Annotated in this window: 20 protein-coding genes; 7 read left to right on the top strand and 13 right to left on the bottom strand. The window is 65.4% G+C overall.

The annotated features are described in order from the left end of the window. Positions 1-295 precede the first annotated feature (295 nt). Positions 296-1,414, top strand: a complete 1,119-nt coding sequence (locus tag AC1Q6Z_RS18140) for a DUF475 domain-containing protein (protein ID WP_492648772.1) — start codon at positions 296-298, stop codon at positions 1,412-1,414. 125 nt (positions 1,415-1,539) lie between these two features. Here the strand turns inward: AC1Q6Z_RS18140 and AC1Q6Z_RS18135 are convergent, their stop codons facing one another. From AC1Q6Z_RS18135 to AC1Q6Z_RS18115, 5 genes are all read right to left on the bottom strand, one after another. After that, the gene (locus AC1Q6Z_RS18135; RefSeq protein WP_171902425.1) at positions 1,540-1,704 is read right to left on the bottom strand and encodes a hypothetical protein; all 165 of its coding nucleotides are present in this window, start codon (positions 1,702-1,704) and stop codon (positions 1,540-1,542) included. Between the two features lie 153 nt (positions 1,705-1,857). Next, positions 1,858-3,375 (bottom strand): tripartite tricarboxylate transporter permease, encoded by a 1,518-nt coding sequence (locus tag AC1Q6Z_RS18130; protein ID WP_435268288.1) that lies wholly within the window; start codon positions 3,373-3,375, stop codon positions 1,858-1,860. A gap of 11 nt (positions 3,376-3,386) precedes the next feature. Then, positions 3,387-3,875, bottom strand: coding sequence for a tripartite tricarboxylate transporter TctB family protein (locus AC1Q6Z_RS18125; RefSeq protein WP_435268289.1), 489 nt, complete (start codon positions 3,873-3,875; stop codon positions 3,387-3,389). After that, positions 3,872-4,816 (bottom strand): Bug family tripartite tricarboxylate transporter substrate binding protein, encoded by a 945-nt coding sequence (locus tag AC1Q6Z_RS18120; protein ID WP_435268290.1) that lies wholly within the window; start codon positions 4,814-4,816, stop codon positions 3,872-3,874. Before AC1Q6Z_RS18120 ends, AC1Q6Z_RS18125 begins: the two co-directional genes overlap by 4 nt. 232 nt (positions 4,817-5,048) lie before the next feature. Then, positions 5,049-6,116, bottom strand: a complete 1,068-nt coding sequence (locus tag AC1Q6Z_RS18115; protein WP_492648771.1) for an ABC transporter substrate-binding protein — start codon at positions 6,114-6,116, stop codon at positions 5,049-5,051. A 79-nt stretch (positions 6,117-6,195) separates the two neighbouring features. Here AC1Q6Z_RS18115 and AC1Q6Z_RS18110 point away from each other — a divergent pair, with 79 nt between their 5' ends. Together AC1Q6Z_RS18110 and AC1Q6Z_RS18105 are read left to right on the top strand one after the other, a co-directional pair. Next, positions 6,196-6,870 (top strand): response regulator, encoded by a 675-nt coding sequence (locus tag AC1Q6Z_RS18110; protein WP_256119458.1) that lies wholly within the window; start codon positions 6,196-6,198, stop codon positions 6,868-6,870. Beyond that, positions 6,867-8,258 (top strand): sensor histidine kinase, encoded by a 1,392-nt coding sequence (locus AC1Q6Z_RS18105; protein ID WP_492648770.1) that lies wholly within the window; start codon positions 6,867-6,869, stop codon positions 8,256-8,258. The genes AC1Q6Z_RS18110 and AC1Q6Z_RS18105 overlap by 4 nt, the downstream gene beginning before the upstream one ends. Here the strand turns inward: AC1Q6Z_RS18105 and AC1Q6Z_RS18100 are convergent. Next, complete coding sequence (locus tag AC1Q6Z_RS18100; RefSeq protein ID WP_492648769.1) at positions 8,255-8,896, bottom strand: LysE family translocator; 642 nt, start codon at positions 8,894-8,896, stop codon at positions 8,255-8,257. The two genes, AC1Q6Z_RS18105 and AC1Q6Z_RS18100, sit on opposite strands and share 4 nt — an antisense overlap. 174 nt (positions 8,897-9,070) lie before the next feature. On the opposite strand from AC1Q6Z_RS18100, the gene AC1Q6Z_RS18095 reads away from it, so the two are divergent. Together AC1Q6Z_RS18095 and AC1Q6Z_RS18090 are read left to right on the top strand one after the other, a co-directional pair. Next, the gene (locus tag AC1Q6Z_RS18095) at positions 9,071-9,556 is read left to right on the top strand and encodes a MarR family winged helix-turn-helix transcriptional regulator (RefSeq protein WP_439626575.1); all 486 of its coding nucleotides are present in this window, start codon (positions 9,071-9,073) and stop codon (positions 9,554-9,556) included. 11 nt (positions 9,557-9,567) lie between these two features. Beyond that, on the top strand, positions 9,568-10,770 hold the full coding sequence (locus AC1Q6Z_RS18090; protein WP_492648824.1) for a multidrug effflux MFS transporter: 1,203 nt from the start codon (positions 9,568-9,570) through the stop codon (positions 10,768-10,770). 52 nt (positions 10,771-10,822) lie between these two features. On the opposite strand, the gene AC1Q6Z_RS18085 is transcribed toward AC1Q6Z_RS18090, so the two are convergent. After that, positions 10,823-12,046 carry an argininosuccinate synthase gene (locus tag AC1Q6Z_RS18085; RefSeq protein WP_492648768.1) on the bottom strand — a complete coding sequence of 408 codons (1,224 nt, stop codon included), beginning with the start codon at positions 12,044-12,046 and terminating at the stop codon, positions 10,823-10,825. A 183-nt stretch (positions 12,047-12,229) separates the two neighbouring features. On the opposite strand from AC1Q6Z_RS18085, the gene AC1Q6Z_RS18080 reads away from it, so the two are divergent. Beyond that, the gene (locus AC1Q6Z_RS18080; protein ID WP_492648767.1) at positions 12,230-13,081 is read left to right on the top strand and encodes an SDR family NAD(P)-dependent oxidoreductase; all 852 of its coding nucleotides are present in this window, start codon (positions 12,230-12,232) and stop codon (positions 13,079-13,081) included. Positions 13,082-13,165: 84 nt separating this feature from the next. Next, complete coding sequence (locus AC1Q6Z_RS18075; protein WP_492648766.1) at positions 13,166-13,807, top strand: LysE family translocator; 642 nt, start codon at positions 13,166-13,168, stop codon at positions 13,805-13,807. A 6-nt stretch (positions 13,808-13,813) separates the two neighbouring features. Here AC1Q6Z_RS18075 and AC1Q6Z_RS18070 read toward each other — a convergent pair whose 3' ends face one another. The 6 genes from AC1Q6Z_RS18070 to AC1Q6Z_RS18045 form a co-directional block, all read right to left on the bottom strand. Next, a complete protein-coding gene (locus tag AC1Q6Z_RS18070) occupies positions 13,814-14,419 on the bottom strand; it encodes a DUF1287 domain-containing protein (protein WP_492648765.1) in 606 nt (201 codons plus the stop codon). 59 nt (positions 14,420-14,478) lie between these two features. Continuing rightward, entirely contained in the window at positions 14,479-15,273 is a 795-nt protein-coding gene (locus AC1Q6Z_RS18065; RefSeq protein ID WP_319324755.1) for an ABC transporter ATP-binding protein, read from the bottom strand. After that, a complete protein-coding gene (locus AC1Q6Z_RS18060) occupies positions 15,273-16,151 on the bottom strand; it encodes an ABC transporter permease (protein ID WP_435268298.1) in 879 nt (292 codons plus the stop codon). Before AC1Q6Z_RS18060 ends, AC1Q6Z_RS18065 begins: the two co-directional genes overlap by 1 nt. 127 nt (positions 16,152-16,278) lie before the next feature. Then, the gene (locus tag AC1Q6Z_RS18055) at positions 16,279-17,232 is read right to left on the bottom strand and encodes an ABC transporter substrate-binding protein (RefSeq protein ID WP_439626564.1); all 954 of its coding nucleotides are present in this window, start codon (positions 17,230-17,232) and stop codon (positions 16,279-16,281) included. A gap of 117 nt (positions 17,233-17,349) precedes the next feature. Further along, complete coding sequence (rlmN, locus tag AC1Q6Z_RS18050; RefSeq protein WP_492648764.1) at positions 17,350-18,588, bottom strand: dual-specificity RNA methyltransferase RlmN; 1,239 nt, start codon at positions 18,586-18,588, stop codon at positions 17,350-17,352. Between the two features lie 151 nt (positions 18,589-18,739). After that, entirely contained in the window at positions 18,740-19,642 is a 903-nt protein-coding gene (locus AC1Q6Z_RS18045) for a LysR family transcriptional regulator (protein WP_492648763.1), read from the bottom strand. Positions 19,643-19,757: the final 115 nt, after the last annotated feature.

Below are 19,757 nucleotides of genomic sequence, written 5' to 3'. Positions count from 1 at the left end.
CGGACGCGCCTGTCCGCGTTTGGACGATGTGGCGCCCTGCCTCTTGACGCGGAAGGCAACTTCGGAGAGAACAGCCCCATCCGCGGCCTTTGACTTGGGTTGCCGCGGGAACCCTGGTGCCGGGCCCCTCTGGCGAGAGTTTTTACGGCGCTCTCGTGATGTCGGTACCGCCAGCAATTAGCCGGCGGATTCATACGCACATGAACATCCTGACCATGCCTTACCCGCATGCCCGTTGTGGTATGCGCAAACTCGTTTCTTCCTTCACCGTGGCTTCCAGCATGGAGGCGCTGTCATGATCGGCAACGGCGAAGGCAAGACCACCCTCTCCTATCTCAAATGGGCATTAATCTCGACCGGCATCGGCCTGGCGCTCGGCGCCTGGCTCGGCTGGCAGACGACCGGAACGATTTCCGGCATGGCGACCGTCTTCTTCATCTGCGCCGTTCTCGCGGTGCTGGAGATTTCGCTCTCCTTTGATAACGCCATCGTGAATGCCAACAAGCTCAAGGACATGACGCCGGTCTGGCAACGCCGGTTCCTGACCTGGGGCATCCTGATTGCCGTCTTCGGCATGCGCATCGTCTTCCCGCTGCTGATCGTCGTCATCGCCGCCGGTATCGGCCCGATCGATGCGCTCATCCTCGCGGCCCGCGAGCCTGCGGAATATGCCCGCATCATGAACGACGCGCATCTGCCCATCGCCGCCTTCGGCGGTACCTTCCTGATGATGGTCGGCCTCACCTACTTCTTCAACCATGAGAAGGATGTGCACTGGATCGGCTTCATCGAGAAGCACATGGCTCGGTCTGCGACCGTCAAGGGCATCGAGATCGCCTTCGTTCTCGCGCTCATCATCGGTTTCTCGAAGCTTCTGGAACCGGCAGAGGCCAACACCTTCGTGCATGCGGCGGTCTACGGCCTCCTCACCTTCCTTGCAGTGGAAGTGATCGGCGGCCTGCTCGATGCGTCGCAGAAGGCGATGTCGGAAGCGGCCAAGGGCGGCCTCGGCGCCTTCATCTATCTGGAAGTGCTGGATGCCAGCTTCTCCTTCGACGGCGTCATCGGCGCCTTCGCGCTGACGCAGAACCTCTTCGTCATCGCCATCGGCCTCGGCATCGGCGCCATGTATGTGCGCTCGATGACCATCATGCTGGTGGAGAAGGGCACGCTGGCCGAATACCGCTACCTGGAGCACGGCGCGTTCTACGCAATCCTGATCCTCTCGGTGGTCATGTACTGCCAGACGCTGGTGCACATTCCGGAGGTCATTACCGGCCTTGGCGGCGCCACGCTCATCGGCATCTCGCTCTGGTCCTCTATCCGCTACAACAGGCGCGAGAAGGAAATGGGGCATCACAGCGCCCCGCATGCCGGCGACCGCGTCGCGGCACAGCTCGGCGAGAATGCCTAAGAAATCTCAGCCGGCCGTTTCGACGGCCGGCTTCTTCTTTCGAGCAGAAGTAACCCCGAAATACAGAAGGCCCGCTGGTCTTGCGACCAGCGGGCCTTTTCATTGGGAGAATTCGCTGACCCGCGTTAGACGCGCGGGAAATCGGCAGGGTTGATGCCGAGGGTCTTCAGGTCGCGTTCCTTCGGGCGGCGGTGCCCTTCGACTGCCGCGGCGGCTGCATTGGCAGCGCTCAGTACGGCGAAGGCCCGGCCGAAGAAGCCCTGGGCGAAGGAGTTGCGGAGGGTGGTCATTTGGATTGCTCGCTTTCTGTTTTAGCTTACGAGCAGAAGATGATGCTTCAGGCCCGAAAGAACAACAGACGGATTGTCAGGCCAGCCATGCAAATGATGCAGGCCGGAAACGAGGTTTCCGGCCTGCATGTTTTCAATCGTTAAAGAACAGTATCAGTCTTCGTTCGCCGCAAACTGCGAGAGAACTTCGCCCTTGCCGCGCGCCCTGAGGATGAGCGGCACGACGACGGCGAGAACCGCGACCGCGAAAAGCACGGCGGCGATCGGCGACATGAAGAGCGATGTGACGTCGCCCTGGCTGATCGCCAGCGCGCGGCGCAACTGCTGTTCCGCCATCGGGCCGAGGATGAGGCCGACGACGACGGGCGCGATCGGATAGCCGAAGATGCGCATGGCAAAGCCGAGCAGGCCGAAGGTCAGCAGCATGCCGAGCTCGAACACCGACGGATTGGCGCCGATCGTGCCGAGCGTCGCAAACAGCAGGATGCCGGCATAGAGCCAGGGCTTCGGGATGGTCAGAAGCTTCACCCACAGGCCGATCAGCGGCAGGTTCAGCACCAGCAGCATGAAATTGGCGATGAGCAGGCTGGCGATGAGGCCCCAGACGAGCTGCGGATTGGTCGCAAACAGCAGTGGACCGGGCTGGAGGCCGTATTGCTGGAAGCCGGCGAGCATAATCGCCGCCGTCGCCGTCGTCGGCAGGCCGAGCGAGAGCAGCGGTACGAGCGTACCGGCAGCGGACGCATTGTTCGCCGCTTCCGGACCGGCGACGCCCTCGATGGCGCCCTTGCCGAACTCATCCTTGTGCTTGGAAAACTGCTTTTCCGTCGAATAGGAGAGGAAGCTCGCGATGTCGGCGCCGCCGGCCGGCATGGCGCCGATCGGGAAGCCGATGAAGGTGCCGCGCAGCCAGGGTTTCCAGGAGCGCGCCCAGTCCTCCTTGCTCATCCAGACCGAGCCCTTAACCGCCTCCACCTTCTCGGGGATGCGGTCGCCCTGACAGGCAACGTAGAGCGTCTCGCCAATGGCGAACATGGCGACGGCAAGCGTCGTCACCTCGATGCCGTCGAGCAGGTCGGGAATGCCGAAGGAAAGCCGCGCCTGGCCGGTCTGCTGGTCGATGCCGATGACGGCAAGGCCGAGGCCGACGAAGAGGGCGGTGAGGCCACGCAGCGTCGAATCGCCGAAGGCGGCCGACACGGTGACGAAGGCGAGCACCATCAGCGCGAAATATTCACGCGGGCCGAAGGAGAGCGCGAATTTCACCACGAAGGGCGCGATGAAGGCGAGGCCGAGCGTCGCGATGAGGCCGGCGACGAAGGAGCCGATCGCCGCCGTCGCAAGCGCCGGTCCGCCGCGCCCGGCGCGCGCCATCTTGTTGCCTTCGAGCGCAGTGACGACCGAGGCGCTTTCGCCCGGCGTGTTGAGCAGGATCGACGTCGTCGAGCCGCCATACATGCCGCCGTAGTAGATGCCGGCGAACATGATCAGCGAGCCTGCCGGATCGAGCTTGTAGGTGACGGGCAGCAGCAGCGCCACCGTGAGCGCCGGGCCGATGCCGGGCAGAACGCCGACGGCGGTGCCGAGCGTGACGCCGATCAGCGCATAGAGCAGGTTCATCGGCTGGGCGGCGATGGCGACGCCCTGCAACAGGAATTCGAAAGTACCCATCGGTCAGGTCCTCAGAAGAACAGGTGCTCGAGCGGCCCGGCGGGCAGCGAGAGTTGCAGGAAGCGGCCGAAGATGATGAAGACGACGAAGCTCAGCGCGATGCCGATCGGCAGCGATATCCAGAGCTTGCGCCGGCCGAAGCCGAAGGCGGTAAGCGCGAAGAGCACGCCCGTCGCGATGGAAAAGCCCGCGGTCTTGAGCAGCAGCATCTGCGCGGCAAGGCCGGCGACGATCATCACGACCGGCTGGATCTCGACGGGCTCGCGCTCGGGAAAATCGCCGCGCCAGGCTTCGAAACCTGTCCAGATGGCGAGCAGCGCCAGGCCGATGGCCACGACATGCGGCACGGTGGCGGGGCCGATGCGGGAATAGTTGCTCATTTCCGCAAGCCGCCCGGCATCCCACCAGATCACGGCGGCGAGGATGAAGAGGACCGGTGCGATGACCAGCGCCGCCCGATCAGGGCGGCGCTTTCCGTGTGAGGACGGGACCTCGCTCATTTGACGAGCCCGATATCCTTGAGGATGGCTTCCGTCGAGGCGACATCCTTGTCGAGCTGTGCCTTGAAGGCGTCACCGGCGAGATAGGTATTCTGCCAGCCCTTGGTCTTCAGGGTTTCCTTCCAGGAGTCGGAATTGACCGCCTTCTCGATGTCGGCGTTGATCGCGGCGACCTGCTCGGCCGAAAGGCCGGGAGCAGCAGCTACCATGCGCCAGTTTTCGACGACGACGTCAAGGCCGCCTTCCTTGATGGTCGGGGCGTCGATGCCTTCGATGCGCTCGGCGCTGGAGATGGCGATCAGGCGCAGCGTGCCGGCCTTCACCTGGGCTTCGAACTCGCCGTAGCCGGAAATGCCGGCGGTCACCTGGTTGCCGAGGATCGCGGCGAGCGCTTCACCACCGCCCGCATAGGCGACGTAGTTGATCTTGGTCGGGTCGACGCCGGCCGCCTTGGCGATCAGGCCGACGGCGATGTGGTCCGTGCCGCCGGCCGAGCCGCCAGCCCAGGAAACCGCGCCCGGATCCGCCTTGAGCGCGGTGACGAGGTCCTGCATGTTCTGGATCGGCGAAGCGGCCGGAACGACGATCGCTTCATATTCGCCGGTGAGGCGGGCGATCGGCGTGACATCCTTGAGGGTGACCGGCGACTGGTTGGTGAGGATCGCGCCAACCATGACGTAGCCGCCGATGATGAGGGCGTTGGCATTGCCGGAATTCTGGCTGGCGAACTGGGCAAGGCCGATCGTGCCGCCGGCGCCCGGAACGTTGATCACCTGGACGCTGCCGGAGATCTTTTCATCCTGCAGGACCGTCTGCAGCGAGCGGGCCGTCTGGTCCCAGCCGCCGCCGGGGCCGGCCGGTGCGATGATCGAATAATCTGCGGCGAAGGCCGGCAGCGCCATGGCGCCGGCGATAAGGGATGCCAGGAAGAAATGTTTCAAGAGTGTGTCCTCCATCAGGCGCGGCTGAAATCCGCGCGTCGTTGCTTATGGGGGGAGGAACGGATCGGCCGCGGGCAACGCGAACAGGGTTCGCGGGCGCGATTTCGGCTGAAGTCTCCTCCCAGGTCTTCCGTCCGCCTCCACGGACGATAAGAGCCCTAAACCAGCACAAGAAGCTGACATCTACCTGACATGGTAGCGCACGAACCGGAATTGTCGAGCGCCAAGGCCATTATTGCGTGCGCAGGACCTCGTTCCAGCGCGCAATCAGCCGCGCGCGCTTCACCTGGTCGAGATAGACCATGAGGCCCGGGCTTACCGGCACCGGCTTCAACTGCGCGCCGAGCAACGCGCTCATCGTGCGCGCCGTGTTGGAGCCGGAGACCTCCGGGCTGACGGCGGCGATCTGCAATTCGCGCGCCATGATCGTCTGCCCCTCCTTCGACATGAAGAAGGCGAGGTAGCGCCGGCCGAGTTCGGGAGACGCCGCCGCCTGCGGCACGAGGCCGATGCGCGACATGACGACGGTATAATCCTTCGGCAGCACGATGCCGACGTCGGGATGGCGCGACGCCCAGTCCGCGGCGTAGGAGCCGAGAATGTTGTAGCCAAGCACGAAACGCCCGTCGGCGACGCGCTCCAGGATCGCCGAGCTCGTGGAATAGAGTTTCACCCCGGCCGCGCCCATCGCCTGGATCACCGTCCAGATATCGCCGAACTGCTCCTGGTCGCGCGCCATGAAGAGGAAGCCGACGCCGGAGCGCTCGATGTCATAGGTGCCGATGCGGCCATAGACCTTCTCGCCCTGGCGCTTCAGGTATTCGACGAACTCCGCGCGCGAGGCCGGCGGCTTCTCGTCCTTGAAGCTCGGCTTGTGGTAGACGAAGACGGCGGGCTCGAAGGTCAGCGCATAGGCGGTGTTGCGCCAGTTCGCCCATTGCGGCCAGCGGTCGCTCATCGGCAGGTCGCTGCGCTGGGCGTAACCGTCATTGCTGAGCTTCACCTGCAGGTCCATCGCGGAGGAAAAGGCGAAGTCGGCGGTCTTCTGGCCGGCATCCGTCTCGCGCACGATGCGGTCGTGCACCTCGCCGGTCAGCATTTCGTCATAGCGCACCGCGACGTCAGGATTGGCCTCCTGGAACCCCTTGATCATCGGCCGGGCGAGCGGCTCGTCGAGCGAGGAATAGACGACGAGCACCGGCGCATCCGCATTGCCGTCATGCGCCGGAAAGAAGGTCGGCTCGGCAAGAGCGGAAAGGGGGGCCGCAAGCAGCACAAGAAGGGTGAGGACAAGACGCATGAGATGACCTTGCCAAAGCGGACGCCCGTTCACAAGTGCACCTGCCGCCGTTAGACTTGGCCCGGGAGGACGAAACGACGTGCGCATTCTACTGGTCGAGGACAACGAAGCGCTCGCGGACGGCCTGTCCGCGATCCTCAAGGGCACCGGCCATGCCGTGGACGTGGTGCGCGACGGCGCGTCGGCGGACGCGGCAATCGCATCGGAAAATTTCGACCTCGTCATCCTCGACCTGACGCTGCCGGAAATGGACGGCCTCGACGTGCTGCGCGCCATGCGCGCCCGGAAAGACAAGGCATCCGTGCTGATCCTGACCGCGCGCGGCGCCCCGGAGGAGCGCGTGCGCGGCCTCGATCTCGGCGCGGACGACTACATGATCAAACCCTTCGACATTTCGGAATTCGAGGCGCGGGTGCGCATGCTGCTGCGCCGCCAGGCGGGCCTGCGATCCTCGGCCATCACCTATGGCGGCGTGGCGCTCGACCTAAACTCGCGCACCTTCTCCGCCGAGGGCGCGCCGCTCGACATCCCGGCCCGCGAGCTCGGCCTGCTCGAAATCCTCTTCATGCGCGCCGGAAAGGTGGTGGCCAAGGAGGCCATCATGCAGTCGCTCGCCGCCTTCGACGACGATCTTTCCGCCAATGCCATCGAACAATATGTGAGCCGGCTTCGCAAACGCCTCGCGCCGCACGGCCTGACGGTGCGCACCGCCCGCGGCATCGGCTACTACCTCGACAAGGCGCCCGCCGCTTGACCCTCTTCCCGGCCTCCTCGCTCCGCCGGCGCCTGCTCCTATGGCTGCTCGTCTCGACGGCGGTGATCGGCATCGTCGCGCTCGTCGACACCTACCGCGAGGCGGTGAAGACCGCCAACACCGTCTCCGACCGCGTGCTCGCCGGCTCCGCACTCGCCATCGCCGAACGCGTCGTGGTGACGGAGAACGGCAGCCTGGAAGTCGATATTCCCTATGTCGCGCTGGAAATGCTGACGTCCGCCGCGCAGGACCGCGTCTTCTACCGCGTCGACGGCCCGCCAGGCCAGTTCATCACCGGCTACCAGACCCTGCCGACCATCCCGGACATGCAGGGCCAGTCGATCGGCTTCGAGGATGCGACCTTCCGCGGCGAGCCGATCCGCATCGCCGTCTTGCAACGCTCGGCCTCGACCGGGATCAACTCCGTGCCCTTCGCCGTGACGGTGGCGGAAACCACCATAGCCCGCCGGCAGCTGGCCCAGGCCATCCTGCTGCGCTCGGCGCTGCGCCTCGCCTTCATGATCGCCGGCGCCGCCACCATCGTCTGGATCGCCGTCACCGTGTCGCTGCGCCCGCTCTACCGCCTCAGCGACGCCATTTCCGAGCGCAATCCGAACGACCTGCACCCGATCGAGCAACGCGTGCCGAGCGAGGTGCAGGGCGTCGTCGATACGGTCAACTCCTTCATGGTGCGCCTGCAATCCGCACTCGATGCGTTGCGCCACTTTTCCGGCAATGCCAGCCACCAGCTGCGCACGCCGCTCGCCATCATCCGCACCCAGCTCGCGCTCGCCAGTCGGGCCGCGACACTGGAGGAGGCGCAGGAGGCGGCCCGCAAGGGCGACGCCGCCGTGGCGCATGCCGAACGCATCCTCGCCCAGCTTCTGCTGATGGCAAAAATCGACGCCGCCGGCTCGAACGAACCGCAAAAACCGCCGCCGATCGACATTGCGGCCCTCGCCCAGCAGCTCACCGCCGACCGCGTGCCCGCCGCAGCCGAGGCCGGCATCGACCTCGGCTACGAGGGCGAAGGGCCGGCGCTCGCCCGCGCCGAGCCGCTGCTCTTCGGCGAACTCCTTCGAAACCTCATCGAAAACGCCATCGCCTATGCCGGCCGCGGCGCGGAGGTGACGGTGAGCGTACGCGAGGCCGCGGATGCCGTGCTGCTCACCGTGGAAGACAACGGCCCCGGCATCGCGCCGGAGCGCCGCGGCCTCGTGCGCCAGCGCTTTTCGCGCGGCGAACACCGCGATGCGCCGGGGATGGGCCTCGGCCTGCCGATCGTCGAGGAGATCGCGGCGCTGTTCGATGCGTCGATGGTGCTCGACGACGGCGCGGACGGGCGGGGCCTCAGGGTGACGATCCGCTTTCCCGCCGCCGGCGTTTAAGGCTTGCGCCAGCCGAGCAGGCCGGGCGCCGCATGCCAGACCGCCTGCACGGCAAAACCCATGAAGAGCAGGCCGGACATGCGCACGATCGCCAGTTCATGGCGGCGGTAGAAGCGGCGCACCAGGCTGGCGCCGATGATCGCGACCATGATGATGTCAGCCAGCAGGAAGCCGAAGAACGAGACCGCGAGCAGGGCCGGCAGCGCATCGAAGTCGAGCGCGTTCGAGGAACTGGCGAGCAGCGCCGTGAAGGTCGCGAGCGCCACCGGATAGCCCTTTGGATTGGTGAGGCCGAAGATCAGCCCGCGGCGCAGCGGCCGCTCGACCGTCATCAGCGCAGCGCCGTCGGTCCGCGGCCTTGCCCGGAGCGCCGACCAGCCGATCCAGGCGAGATAGAAGCCGCAGAGCAGCCCCAGCACGTCGAACACCATCGTGCCGATCGTCTTGGCCCCGGCGATGGCGACGAGGGCCAGCGACGACCAGATGAGATCGCCGACAAGATGCCCGCCCATGAAAAGCGCGCCCGCCTTGCGCCCCTGCCCGGCGCCGATGCCGAGAAGGGCGAGGAAGGCCGGCCCGGGGATGAGCACGTAAAGCAGGGCAGCTATGAAAGCGCCGGACAGCATTGAACCGGTCATGCGAAAATCCCCTTGAATCTCCAGGCACTTCAGTCTGCGCCGCGGCTTTCGTCAAGATCGGCTGCCCAGGAATTTGTCATTTCGCAAGGCAGCCATGCATTGCGGCCGGGGCTGGGCTGTTGTCCGCCACGGCAATGCATAGTAAGTTAAACTTACAATAGCCAGAAAGCGATCATGTCCCCTCGTCCCGATCCCGACGCCCTCGGTTTCGTCCTTATCGACGTTGCCCGTATGTTGCGCAGTGCCTTCGAGCGCCGCATCGCCACCGCCGGCCTCGGCCTCACGCCCGGAGAGGCGCGCACCCTGGTGCGCATCGCGACGCTGGAAGGTAGCCGCCAGCTCGACATCGCCCAGCGCATGGGCATCGAGCCGATGACGCTCTCCACCTATCTCGACCGGTTGCAGAGCCTCGGCTTCATCGAACGCCGCCCGGACCCGGCCGACCGCCGCGCCAAGCTGATCTTCACCACGCCAGCCGCCGACGAGCCCATCGCCAATATCCGCATCGAGCAGATCGAGCTGATGCAGCATGTGACGAGCGGCATAGGCGAGGCGGAGCTCGACATCATGCGCGGCCAGTTGAAGCGGCTGCGGGCCAATCTGGTGGCGCTGGAGGAAGACAGTTCGGCACTGGCGCTCGTCAAGGAACCGATCCTGTGACTGCGCCACGCATGAGCGAACGGCGCACGAGCATCATCGCCGCCTTCCTCGTGGCCCTCGGTCCCGTCTCCATGGCGCTCTACACGCCGGCCATGCCGGAGCTGGTGCACGCCTTCGCCTCGACGGAATCCGCAATCAAGCTGACGCTCTCGGTGTATTTCGCCGGCTTCGCCCTGTCGCAGCTCGTCTCCGGCACCATGTCGGACGTGCTCGGCCGGCGCAAGACGACGCTGATCTTCATGGTCATCTACCTCGCCGGCAGCCTGATGGCCGCCTTCGCGCCCAGCGTCGACGTGCTGCTGGCCGGTCGCCTTATCCAGGGCATCGGCGCCTCCGTCGGCATGACCGTCGCGCGCGCCATCGTGCGCGACCAGTTCACCGGCACCGAGGCCGCCCGCATCATGAACATGGTCGGCATGATGCTCGCCATCGGCCCCGCCGTCTCGCCGACGCTCGGCGGCTTCGCGCTCGGCCTGTTCGGCTGGCAGTCGATCTTCTTCCTGATGGTCGGCTTCGCGCTGATCGCCTGCGGCGCGGTCTATGGCTTCATGGCCGAAACCACCGTGCCGGACCGGGCCAAAGGCCATATCGGCCCCATCCTGCGCGGCTATCGCGAGCTTGCGACGAGCAGCCGCTTCGTCTCCGCCACGCTCGTCATGGCGGGCGCCGTCGGCGCGCTTTACGGCCAGGCGACCATGCTGCCCTTCGTGCTGATCGGCAAGGTCGGCCTGACGCCCACCCAGTTCGGCGTCGGCATGCTCATGCAGTCGGGCTTCTTCTTCGCCGGCACGATCTGCGTGCGCCTTCTCATGCGCAGCACGGCGCCGGCCCGCCTCGTGTTCCCCGGCCTCTGCTTCATCGGCATTGCCAGCATCCTGATCGCCGGCACCTCGCACCTGATGGTGCCGAGCTTCCTCAGCGTCATGGGGCCTGTCGGCATCTACGCCTTCGGCATCGCCTTCGTCATGCCCTACATGATGACCGCCGCGATGGAGCCCTTCCCGCACATCGCAGGCTCCGCCTCGGCCGCCATGGGCTTCATCCAGATGGGCGCCGGCTTCATCGCCGGCCTCGTCGCCGCCGTCATCGGCCTCCCCCTCTTCGCCTTCGGCACCATCATCCCGGTCATGGGCCTCATGGCGCTGCTCGCCTACGCCTGGTACCGCACGGTCTGCCTGCGCGACGGCCAACTCGCGACAGAGCCGGCCGAATAACAAAAGGCCCGCTGCCGTCCCCGGCAGCGGGCCTTTTTGATACGTCGTCCGATCAGCCGCGGCGGTTGCGGGCTGCGAGGGTGCGCAGGCGCAGCGCGTTCAGCTTGATGAAGCCGGCGGCGTCCTTCTGGTCGTAGGCGCCCTGGTCGTCCTCGAAGGTGACGAGCTTGTCGGAATAGAGCGACTTATCCGATTCACGGCCGGTGACCATGACATTGCCCTTGTAGAGCTTCAGCGTCACTTCACCCTCGACATGCTCCTGGCTCCGGTCGATCAGCGCCTGCAGCATTTCGCGCTCCGGCGAGAACCAGAAGCCGTAATAGATGAGCTCCGCATACCGCGGCATCAGGTCGTCCTTGAGGTGTGCCGCACCCCGGTCGAGCGTGATGCTTTCGATCGCGCGGTGCGCGGCCAGCAGGATCGTGCCGCCGGGCGTCTCGTAGACGCCGCGCGACTTCATGCCGACGAAGCGGTTTTCCACGAGGTCGAGACGGCCGATACCATTGTCGCGGCCGTAGTTGTTGAGCGTCGCCAGCAGGGTGGCCGGCGACATGCGCACGCCGTTGATCGAGACCGCATCGCCGCGCTCGAAGCCGACCTTGATGGTGGTCGCCTTGTCGGGAGCCGCTTCCGGCGAAATCGTGCGCATATGCACATATTCCGGTGCCTCGACAGCCGGGTCTTCCAGCACCTTGCCCTCGGAGGAGGAGTGCAGCAGGTTCGCATCGACCGAGAACGGCGCTTCGCCCTTCTTGTCCTTGGCGACCGGGATCTGGTGCTGCTCGGCGAATTCTAGCAGGTGCGTGCGGCTCTTGAACGACCAGTCGCGCCACGGCGCGATGATCTTGATATCCGGGTTCAGCGCATAGGCCGAAAGCTCGAAGCGGACCTGGTCGTTGCCCTTGCCGGTCGCGCCATGCGCGATGGCGTCGGCGCCGGTCTTGGCGGCGATCTCGATCAGGTGCTTGGAGATCAGCGGACGGGCGATCGAGGTGCCGAGCAGGTAGACGCCTTCATAGACCGCGTTGGCACGGAACATCGGGAAGACGAAATCGCGCACGAATTCCTCGCGCACGTCCTCGATGAAGATCTCCTTGATGCCGAGCATCTCGGCCTTCTTGCGCGCCGGCTCCAGCTCTTCGCCCTGGCCGAGGTCGGCCGTAAACGTCACGACCTCAGCGTTGAGTTCGGTCTGAAGCCACTTCAGGATGATCGAGGTATCGAGGCCGCCGGAATAGGCGAGCACGACTTTCTTCACGTCTTTGTATGATGCCATGATGATGAGGTCCGTTGCATGGAAAGGAACTGCGGCAACCCGCAAGGCCCGGTGTCGCGGCACTTTTAGCGAGATTGGCGCGTGACGCAAGGGTGGCGCCCGACGCGTCGTGACGCAAGCCAAATTTGACAGCGCGCCATCGCAACCCATATTCGCCTCAGTGAACCATGGAAGGGGTGACCCATGACGAACATCCAAGACATCATCAAGGAATCCAATGTCGCCGTCATTACGGGCGGCGCTTCCGGCATCGGACTGGCCGCTGCCCGGCGCTTCGCCGAGGCCGGCATGTGCGTCGCCATCGCCGATCTCGACGCCGACCGGCTGGGCGAGGCGCGCGCCGAACTGGAAGCCATCGCCGGCGAGGCGAATGTCATGGCGGTGGAGACGAACGTCGCGCACCGCCATGAGCTGGAGGCGCTGGAACGCGCCGTTCTCCAGCGCTTCGGCCGCGTGCATGTGCTGATGAACAATGCCGGCATCCAGCCGGGCACGTCGATCTTCAGCGCCGAGGCGAACTGGGACCACATCCTCACCGTCAACCTGATGGGCGTGATCCACGGCACGCAGACCTTCGGCCCCAACATGCTGGCCCATGGCGAGCCGGGCCTCATCATCAATACCGGCTCCAAGCAGGGCATCACCACGCCGCCCGGCAACCCCGCCTACAATGTCTCCAAGGCCGGCGTGAAAGTCTTCACCGAGGCGCTCCAGCACGAGCTGCGCAACACCGAGGGCGCGAAAATTTCAGCGCACCTGCTGATCCCCGGCTTCGTCTTCACTGGCCTCACGAGAGGCGACCGCACGGAAAAGCCGGATGCTGCATGGACGGCGGCGCAGACCGTGGACTTCATGATGGAAAGCCTGGAGCGCGGCGATTTCTACATTCTCTGCCCCGACAACGACGTGCCCCGCGCGCTCGACGAGCGGCGCATGGCCTGGGCGATCGGCGACGTCATCGAAAACCGCCCGCCGCTCTCGCGCTGGCACGAGGACTATGCAGAACCGTTCCGGGCCTTCGTCGAGGGCGAATAACGCCCATCACAAAGCTTGATTGGTATTTTGCCGGAAGCCGGACTAGGGATTTCGCATCCCCTCCGGCTTTCGAGACGCACCCTCATGGATGTCCTGCCCACCCTCCCGACGCTTCTCGCCTTCACGGCCGCGAGCCTGCTGCTCGCCGCCACGCCTGGCCCGGACATGACGCTCTCGATCAGCCGGGCGCTCTCGCAGGGCCGCGGCCCGGCGCTCTTCGTGGTGGTCGGCACCAGCCTCGGCATCGTCGTGCACACGCTGCTCGTCGCCTTCGGCATTTCGGCGCTGATCACCGCCTCGCCGACCGCCTTCATGATCCTGAAGACCGGCGGTGCCGCCTACCTGCTCTGGCTCGCCATCCAGGCGATCCGCTACGGCTCGAATTTTTCGGTCAAGACGGCCGCCGGCCCCCGCGGCACCGCGTTCTCCAACATTTCCAGCGGCTTCTGGGTGAACCTGCTCAATCCGAAGGTCATCATCTTTTTCATGACCTTCCTGCCGCAGTTCATCTCGGCCGGCGATCCGGATGTCACCGGCAAGCTGATCTTCCTCGGCCTGCTCTTCATCGTCGTCGGCATCCCGGTCAACATCCTCGTCATCTTCGCCGCCGACCGGCTCTCCACCTGGCTCCAGCAGAACCCGAAAGTGCTGCGCGGCATCGACTACACCTTCGCCGGCGTCTTTTCGGTTTTCGCGATGAAGATTTTTCTCACGCAGGCGAAGTGAGGGCGGTCAGACCCCGTAGCGGTAGCGCCCGGTGATCTTGTAGGCAAAGAGCACATCCTCAAGACGCGCTCCGGCACCGATATTGTGCACGACAAGCGGCCGGGCGCCGTCGGACGAACGCGCGTCCGCCACGATGCCGATATGCGGCAGGTTGCCGGGCAGCATCTGCGAGACGATATCGCCCGGCAGGTAATCCGCGCCATTCTCGCTCACCGCCAGTGCGGCACCCGCGCGCTTGAAGAACGCTTGGAGGTTGGGCACCCGGCGATGGTCGATGTTGCGGTCGGTCTTCTTGAGGCCCCAGAGGGCCGGATAGGCGGAGAAGGCCCGCCGCATGTCCTCGTGCACCAGCACCTGTAGGTCGATGCCGAGCCCGTCGCGATAGGCGCGCACGAGCACATCGGTGCACACGCCCCGCTCCCGCGGCACGTCGCCGCCGGGATAATCGAGCCGGGAATAGGCCGCATCATAGGTCAGCGTGACGCCGACCTGTTTTCGCGCCGCCGCAACGAGCCGATCCGCCGCCCCCGCCTCTGCCCGCAAGAGCGACGGCAGCGCAAGCACGAACCCGGAAGACAGGCCACCAGCCAGCAGCGTACGGCGAAACAGCATGAACATCCCCCAAATCCGACAGAAGAAAGCTGCTGCCGGATTCGGGCGCTTTGTGGGCGTCAGCCGATCAGCAGCGCATCGTCGTCGAGCGTCTGGCCGCGCATCTTGCGGAACATGGCGATCAGGTCTTCGACCTGCAGCGTCTTGCGGCTGTCGCCCGAGACGTCGAGCACGATCTCTCCGCCATGCAACATGACGGTGCGGTGGCCGTAATCGAGCGCCTGTCGCATCGAATGGGTCACCATGAGTGTGGTCAGCTTGCGCTCGGAAACGATCTTCTGCGTGAGAGTCATGATGAACTCCGCCATGCCCGGATCGAGCGCGGCGGTATGCTCGTCGAGCAGCAGCACGTCGGAACCGGCAAGCGTCGCCATGACCAGCGAGACCGCCTGCCGCTGGCCGCCGGAAAGCAGGTCCATGCGGTCGCGCATACGATTTTCGAGGCCGAGATTCAGTTCGGCAATGCGCTCGCGAAAATGCGCGCGGCGTTGCGGGCCAAGCGCCGAGGAAAGGCCGCGCCGTTCGCCACGGCGGGCGGCGAGTGCGAGGTTTTCCTCGATGGAAAGGGCGCCGCAGCTTCCCGTCAGCGGATCCTGGAAGACGCGGGCAACGCGGCCGGCGCGGGCGGCCGTGCCCTGGCGGGTGACGTCGGCGGTGCCGATCTTCACCTGGCCCTCGGTGGCGATGACGTCGCCGGCCAAGACGCCCAGCAGCGTCGATTTGCCGGCGCCGTTCGAGCCGATGACGGTGACGAACTGACCTTCTTCAATGGTGAGGCTGACGCCGTTCAGCGCCTGCTTCTGCAACGGCGTGCCCTTGCCGAAGGTGACCTTGATGTCGGAAACGGAGATCATCAGGCTGCTCCCCCGCGACGAAGGCGCGGCAGCACGAGCGCCACGGTGACGAGCAGCGCCGTCACGAAATTGAGGTCGGAGGCCTGGAGCCCGAGTATATCGGACGAGAGCGCGAGCTGGATGGCGATGCGGTAGAGGATCGAGCCGAGCACGCAGCCGATCAAGGCCATCAGCAGGCCGCGGGTGCCAAACAGCGTCTCGCCGATGATGACCGCGGCAAGGCCGACGACGATGGTGCCGACACCGGAGGTGACGTCGGCAAAGCCGTTCGTCTGGGCAAAGAGCGCGCCGCCGAGCGCCACCAGCGCATTGGAGAGCGCGATGCCGAGATAGATCTGGCGGTTGGTATCGACGCCCTGTGCGCGAGCCATGCGGGCATTCGCCCCGGTTGCGCGCATCGACAGGCCGGCATCGCTTTCCAGGAAGCGCCAGACCACCACGACGGCGACGAGCACGAGAATGCCGACGAAGAGCGGGCGAACGTAAAAATCACGCAAGCCCAGGCCGAAGAACGGGCTGATCATCGTATCGGCATTGATCAGCGCGACGTTCGGCTTGCCCATGACGCGCAGGTTGACCGAAAAGAGCGCGATCATCGTGAGGATCGAGGCGAGCAGGTTGAGGATGCGGAAGCGCACGTTCAGCATTGCCGTCACCAGGCCCGCGCCGGCACCGGCCACCATGGCGACCGCCGCCGAAAGCCAGGGATTGACGCCCGCGATGATCAGCACCGCCGTGACGGCCGCACCGAGCGGAAAGGACCCGTCCACGGTCAGGTCCGGAAAATCCAGCACGCGGAAGGCAAGGTAGACGCCGATCGCCACGAAGGCATAGACCAGCCCCAGTTCGACGGCACCCCAGAAGGCAATCAGGCTCACGGCTCGGCTCTCTCTTTTCAACCGTTCCGCGCCTTGGCGCGGGAGGGGTCTTTTTTAACAGATCAACCGCTACCGGGCGATCCGGCAGCGGTTGAACCCGATTTGGACTGTCCGGCTGACCGGCGGATTATTCGATGACGCGGGTCGCGCGGCCCACGACGGCTTCCGGCAGCGTCACGCCCATCTTGGTGGCGGCGGACTTGTTGACGACGAGGTCGGTGCCGGCGGCAACCTTCACGGCGATATCGCCCGGGTTTTCACCCTTGAGGATGCGCACGACGATCTCGCCCGTCTGGCGGCCGACGTCCTTGTAGTTGAAGCCGAGCGCCGCAATGGCGCCGCGCGAGACGGAATCCGTGTCGGCGGTGAAAAGCGGGAGTTTGGCTTCTTCCGCAACGGCGACGGCACCTTCGAGCGCCGAGATGATCGTGTTGTCCGTCGGGATGTAGATCGCATCGGCACGGCCGACGAGCGCACGGGCAGCGCCCTGCACTTCGGCAGACTTGGTGGCGGCGGATTCGACGACCGTCAGGCCGGCCTTTTCGGCTTCCGTCTTCAAGACGGCGAGCAGCGACACGGAGTTCGCCTCACCGGAATTGTAGAGGAAGCCGATCGTCTTGGCGTTGGGCAGGATTTCCTTGATCAGCGCCAGGTGTTCGGCGACCGGCGACATGTCGGAAAGGCCCGTGACATTGCCGCCCGGCTTGTCCATGTCCTTGACGAGCTGCGCGCCGAGCGGGTCGGACACGGCCGTGAAGACGACCGGAATGTCGCGCGTCGAAGAGACGACGGCCTGCGCGGAAGGAGTGGAGATCGGCACGATGACGCTCGGCTCTTCGCCGGCGAACTGGCGGGCGATCTGCGCTGCCGTCGCGGGGTTGCCCTGCGCCGATTCGTAGAGGAAGGTCAGGTTCTCGCCTTCCTTGTAGCCGGCGGCTTCCAGCGCTTCCTTGACACCGTCACGGGCGGCATCGAGGGCCGGATGTTCGACGATGGCGGTCACGGCAACCGTGACGTCTTCGGCCTTCGCAGGCAGCGAAATCGCGAGCGTGGCCGCAAAAGCGAGCAGAAGTTGACGCATGGAGGATCTCCCTAGAATGATTTTGGCCAGTTTCTAGGCAAAACGGGCCTTCAAATCAATTCTCGGAATCCGCTTCTTCGATCACAATTTCTGATAGGAAGCTGCGGCAAAACGGCCTCAGTCGTCCTCGCCATGGCCGACGATCATCATCGCCTCGAAGGCCATGCGATCGACCTTGCGCATGCGCTCGGATTCCGATTTCAGCTGGCCGCAGGCGGCGAGGATGTCGCGGCCGCGCGGGGTGCGGATCGGCGAGGCATAGCCGGCCTGGTTGATGAAATCGGCGAAACGCTCGATCTGCTCCCAGTCCGAACACTGGTAGTTGGTGCCCGGCCAGGGGTTGAACGGGATCAGGTTGATTTTTGCGGGAATGCCCTTGAGCAACTGGATGAGCAGCTTGGCGTCTTCCAGCGAGTCGTTCACGTCCTTCAGCATCACATATTCGAAGGTGATGCGCCGCGCATTCGACAGGCTCGGATAGGCGCGGCAGGCGTCGAGCAGTTCCTTCAGCGGGTACTTCTTGTTGATCGGCACCAGCATGTCGCGAAGGTCGTCGCGCACCGCATGTAGCGAGATCGCCAGCATGACGCCGATTTCCGAGCCGGTGCGATAGATTTCCGGCACGATGCCGGAGGTCGACAGCGTGACGCGGCGGCGCGAGAGCGACAGGCCGTCGCCGTCGGTGGCGATCAGCAGGGCCGTCTTGACGCTTTCGAAATTGTAGAGCGGCTCGCCCATGCCCATCATGACGATGTTGGAGACCTTGCGGCCTTCGGCGGGCGCGATCATGCCGGCCGGCGTATCGCGGTCCGGGAAATCGCCGAGCCGGTCGCGGGCAAGCAGCAGCTGCGCGAGGATTTCCTCGGCCGTCAGGTTGCGCACCAGCTTCTGCGTGCCGGTATGACAGAAGGAGCAGGTGAGCGTGCAGCCGACCTGGCTGGAAATGCACAGCGTGCCGCGGCCCTCTTCGGGAATATAGACGGTCTCGATCTCGACTGGACGGCCGGCACCGCGCGGCGGGAAGCGTAAGAGCCACTTGCGCGTGCCATCGGCCGAAACCTGCTCCTCGACGATCTCCGGACGGGCGATCGTGAAATGCTTCTTCAGCATTTCGCGCATGTCCTTGGAGATATTGGCCATATCGTCGAAATCGGAAACGCCGCGCACATAGAGCCAGTGCCAGAGCTGGCTGACGCGCATCTTCACCTGACGCTCAGGAATGCCCTTTTCGGCCAGCGCCCGGCCCATATCCTCGCGCGAAAGGCCGATCAACGACGGCGTCTCAGTGGCCGGAAGGGTGCGGACCACCGGTGCCTTGACCGGCTCGGCCGTGTTCAGAAAATCCATGCTTGCCATCGGCTCATCCTCAGGAACAGGAAACGCCGGCGCAGGCTTTTGCGCCGCAAACGGTTCATGCTCGACAAGAAGTTCATTGCGGGCCGCTCAGCGCCGCTCGATGCAGCGCGAAGCCCAGTTGCCGGCCCTTTAGCATTGTTCCGACAGAAAGTCACCTGCCTTGCCGGTCGGCGCAGACCTCGCGCAGGCAGGCCCGCAGCCATTGGTGCGCCGGGTCGGCATCCATGCGCGGATGCCAGAGCATGGAGACGGTGAATTCCGGCACGTCGACCGGCAGGGCGAAGCTTGCCATGCCCTCGCGAAACCGCGTCGTCGAGCGGTCCGACACCTGCGCGATCAGGTCGGAGCTTCGCGCCAGCGTCACGGCTTCGGAGAAGCTTGCGACGGTGACGGCGATGGTGCGTTTGAGGCCGATGCGCTCCAGGGCCTCGTCCACGGGGCCGCGCTCGCGCCGCCCCCGCGACACCACGATATGGTCGCCCTGCGCAAAACGTTCCGGCGTCATCGGGCCGTCCAGCAGCGGATGCCCCTGCCGCACGACGCCGATGAAACGGTCGCGAAGAAGCGCCTGCGCCCGGACCTCCGGTCCCGTCGTGCCGCCGATCACGCCCGTTTCGATGTCCACCACGCCGTCGCGCAGCGGCGTGCTCTCCTTGTCGGGTTTCGGCACGAAGCGGAGCTTGACCCCGGGCGCCTCGCGCAGGACGCGCGCCAGCAGCGCCGGCCCGAACGTATCGACGAAACCCTCGCGGTTGCGCAGCGTGAAGGTGCGCTCAAGGCTCCCGAGGTCGAGGATTTTGGCCGGTCGCAGCAGCATTTCCGCCTCCGCGACGACCCGACCGACCGCGTCGCGCAGCTCCAGCGCCCGCGGCGTCGGCACGAGGCCGCGCCCGGCGCGCACGAGCAGCGGATCGCCGGTCACGTCCCGCAGGCGCGCCAGCGCGCGGCTCATCGCCGAGGGGCTGAGCCGAAGCCGCTGCGCCGCGCGCGCGACATTGCCCTCGGCCAGCAGCACGTCGAGCGTGACGAGAAGGTTGAGATCGGGTCGAGACATGGCGCGATCCTACCACGCCCGCGAAAAGATGACATGGCGTCAAACGCACGAATAGAATGCAAATGATGCGCGTTCCGCCATCTCTCGCGAAGGCCTATCTGCTTCTCAGGAAACC

This window comes from Shinella sp. GW835-FHT14H05, assembly GCF_058793575.1.
Note: the sequence above shows the minus strand (reverse complement) of the source record. Positions and strands in the feature narration are given on the sequence as shown.

Bases quoted from the DNA above. Each gene is read 5' to 3' on its own strand.
- AC1Q6Z_RS18140 (WP_492648772.1), top strand. From the start codon at position 296: ATGATCGGCAACGGCGAAGGCAAGACCACCCTCTCCTATCTCAAATGG.
- AC1Q6Z_RS18135 (WP_171902425.1), bottom strand. From the start codon at position 1,704: ATGACCACCCTCCGCAACTCCTTCGCCCAGGGCTTCTTCGGCCGGGCC.
- AC1Q6Z_RS18130 (WP_435268288.1), bottom strand. From the start codon at position 3,375: ATGGGTACTTTCGAATTCCTGTTGCAGGGCGTCGCCATCGCCGCCCAG.
- AC1Q6Z_RS18125 (WP_435268289.1), bottom strand. From the start codon at position 3,875: ATGAGCGAGGTCCCGTCCTCACACGGAAAGCGCCGCCCTGATCGGGCG.
- AC1Q6Z_RS18115 (WP_492648771.1), bottom strand. From the start codon at position 6,116: ATGCGTCTTGTCCTCACCCTTCTTGTGCTGCTTGCGGCCCCCCTTTCC.
- AC1Q6Z_RS18100 (WP_492648769.1), bottom strand. From the start codon at position 8,896: ATGACCGGTTCAATGCTGTCCGGCGCTTTCATAGCTGCCCTGCTTTAC.
- AC1Q6Z_RS18095 (WP_439626575.1), top strand. From the start codon at position 9,071: ATGTCCCCTCGTCCCGATCCCGACGCCCTCGGTTTCGTCCTTATCGAC.
- AC1Q6Z_RS18090 (WP_492648824.1), top strand. From the start codon at position 9,568: ATGAGCGAACGGCGCACGAGCATCATCGCCGCCTTCCTCGTGGCCCTC.
- AC1Q6Z_RS18085 (WP_492648768.1), bottom strand. From the start codon at position 12,046: ATGGCATCATACAAAGACGTGAAGAAAGTCGTGCTCGCCTATTCCGGC.
- AC1Q6Z_RS18080 (WP_492648767.1), top strand. From the start codon at position 12,230: ATGACGAACATCCAAGACATCATCAAGGAATCCAATGTCGCCGTCATT.
- AC1Q6Z_RS18075 (WP_492648766.1), top strand. From the start codon at position 13,166: ATGGATGTCCTGCCCACCCTCCCGACGCTTCTCGCCTTCACGGCCGCG.
- AC1Q6Z_RS18070 (WP_492648765.1), bottom strand. From the start codon at position 14,419: ATGCTGTTTCGCCGTACGCTGCTGGCTGGTGGCCTGTCTTCCGGGTTC.
- AC1Q6Z_RS18065 (WP_319324755.1), bottom strand. From the start codon at position 15,273: ATGATCTCCGTTTCCGACATCAAGGTCACCTTCGGCAAGGGCACGCCG.
- AC1Q6Z_RS18055 (WP_439626564.1), bottom strand. From the start codon at position 17,232: ATGCGTCAACTTCTGCTCGCTTTTGCGGCCACGCTCGCGATTTCGCTG.
- rlmN (WP_492648764.1), bottom strand. From the start codon at position 18,588: ATGGCAAGCATGGATTTTCTGAACACGGCCGAGCCGGTCAAGGCACCG.
- AC1Q6Z_RS18045 (WP_492648763.1), bottom strand. From the start codon at position 19,642: ATGTCTCGACCCGATCTCAACCTTCTCGTCACGCTCGACGTGCTGCTG.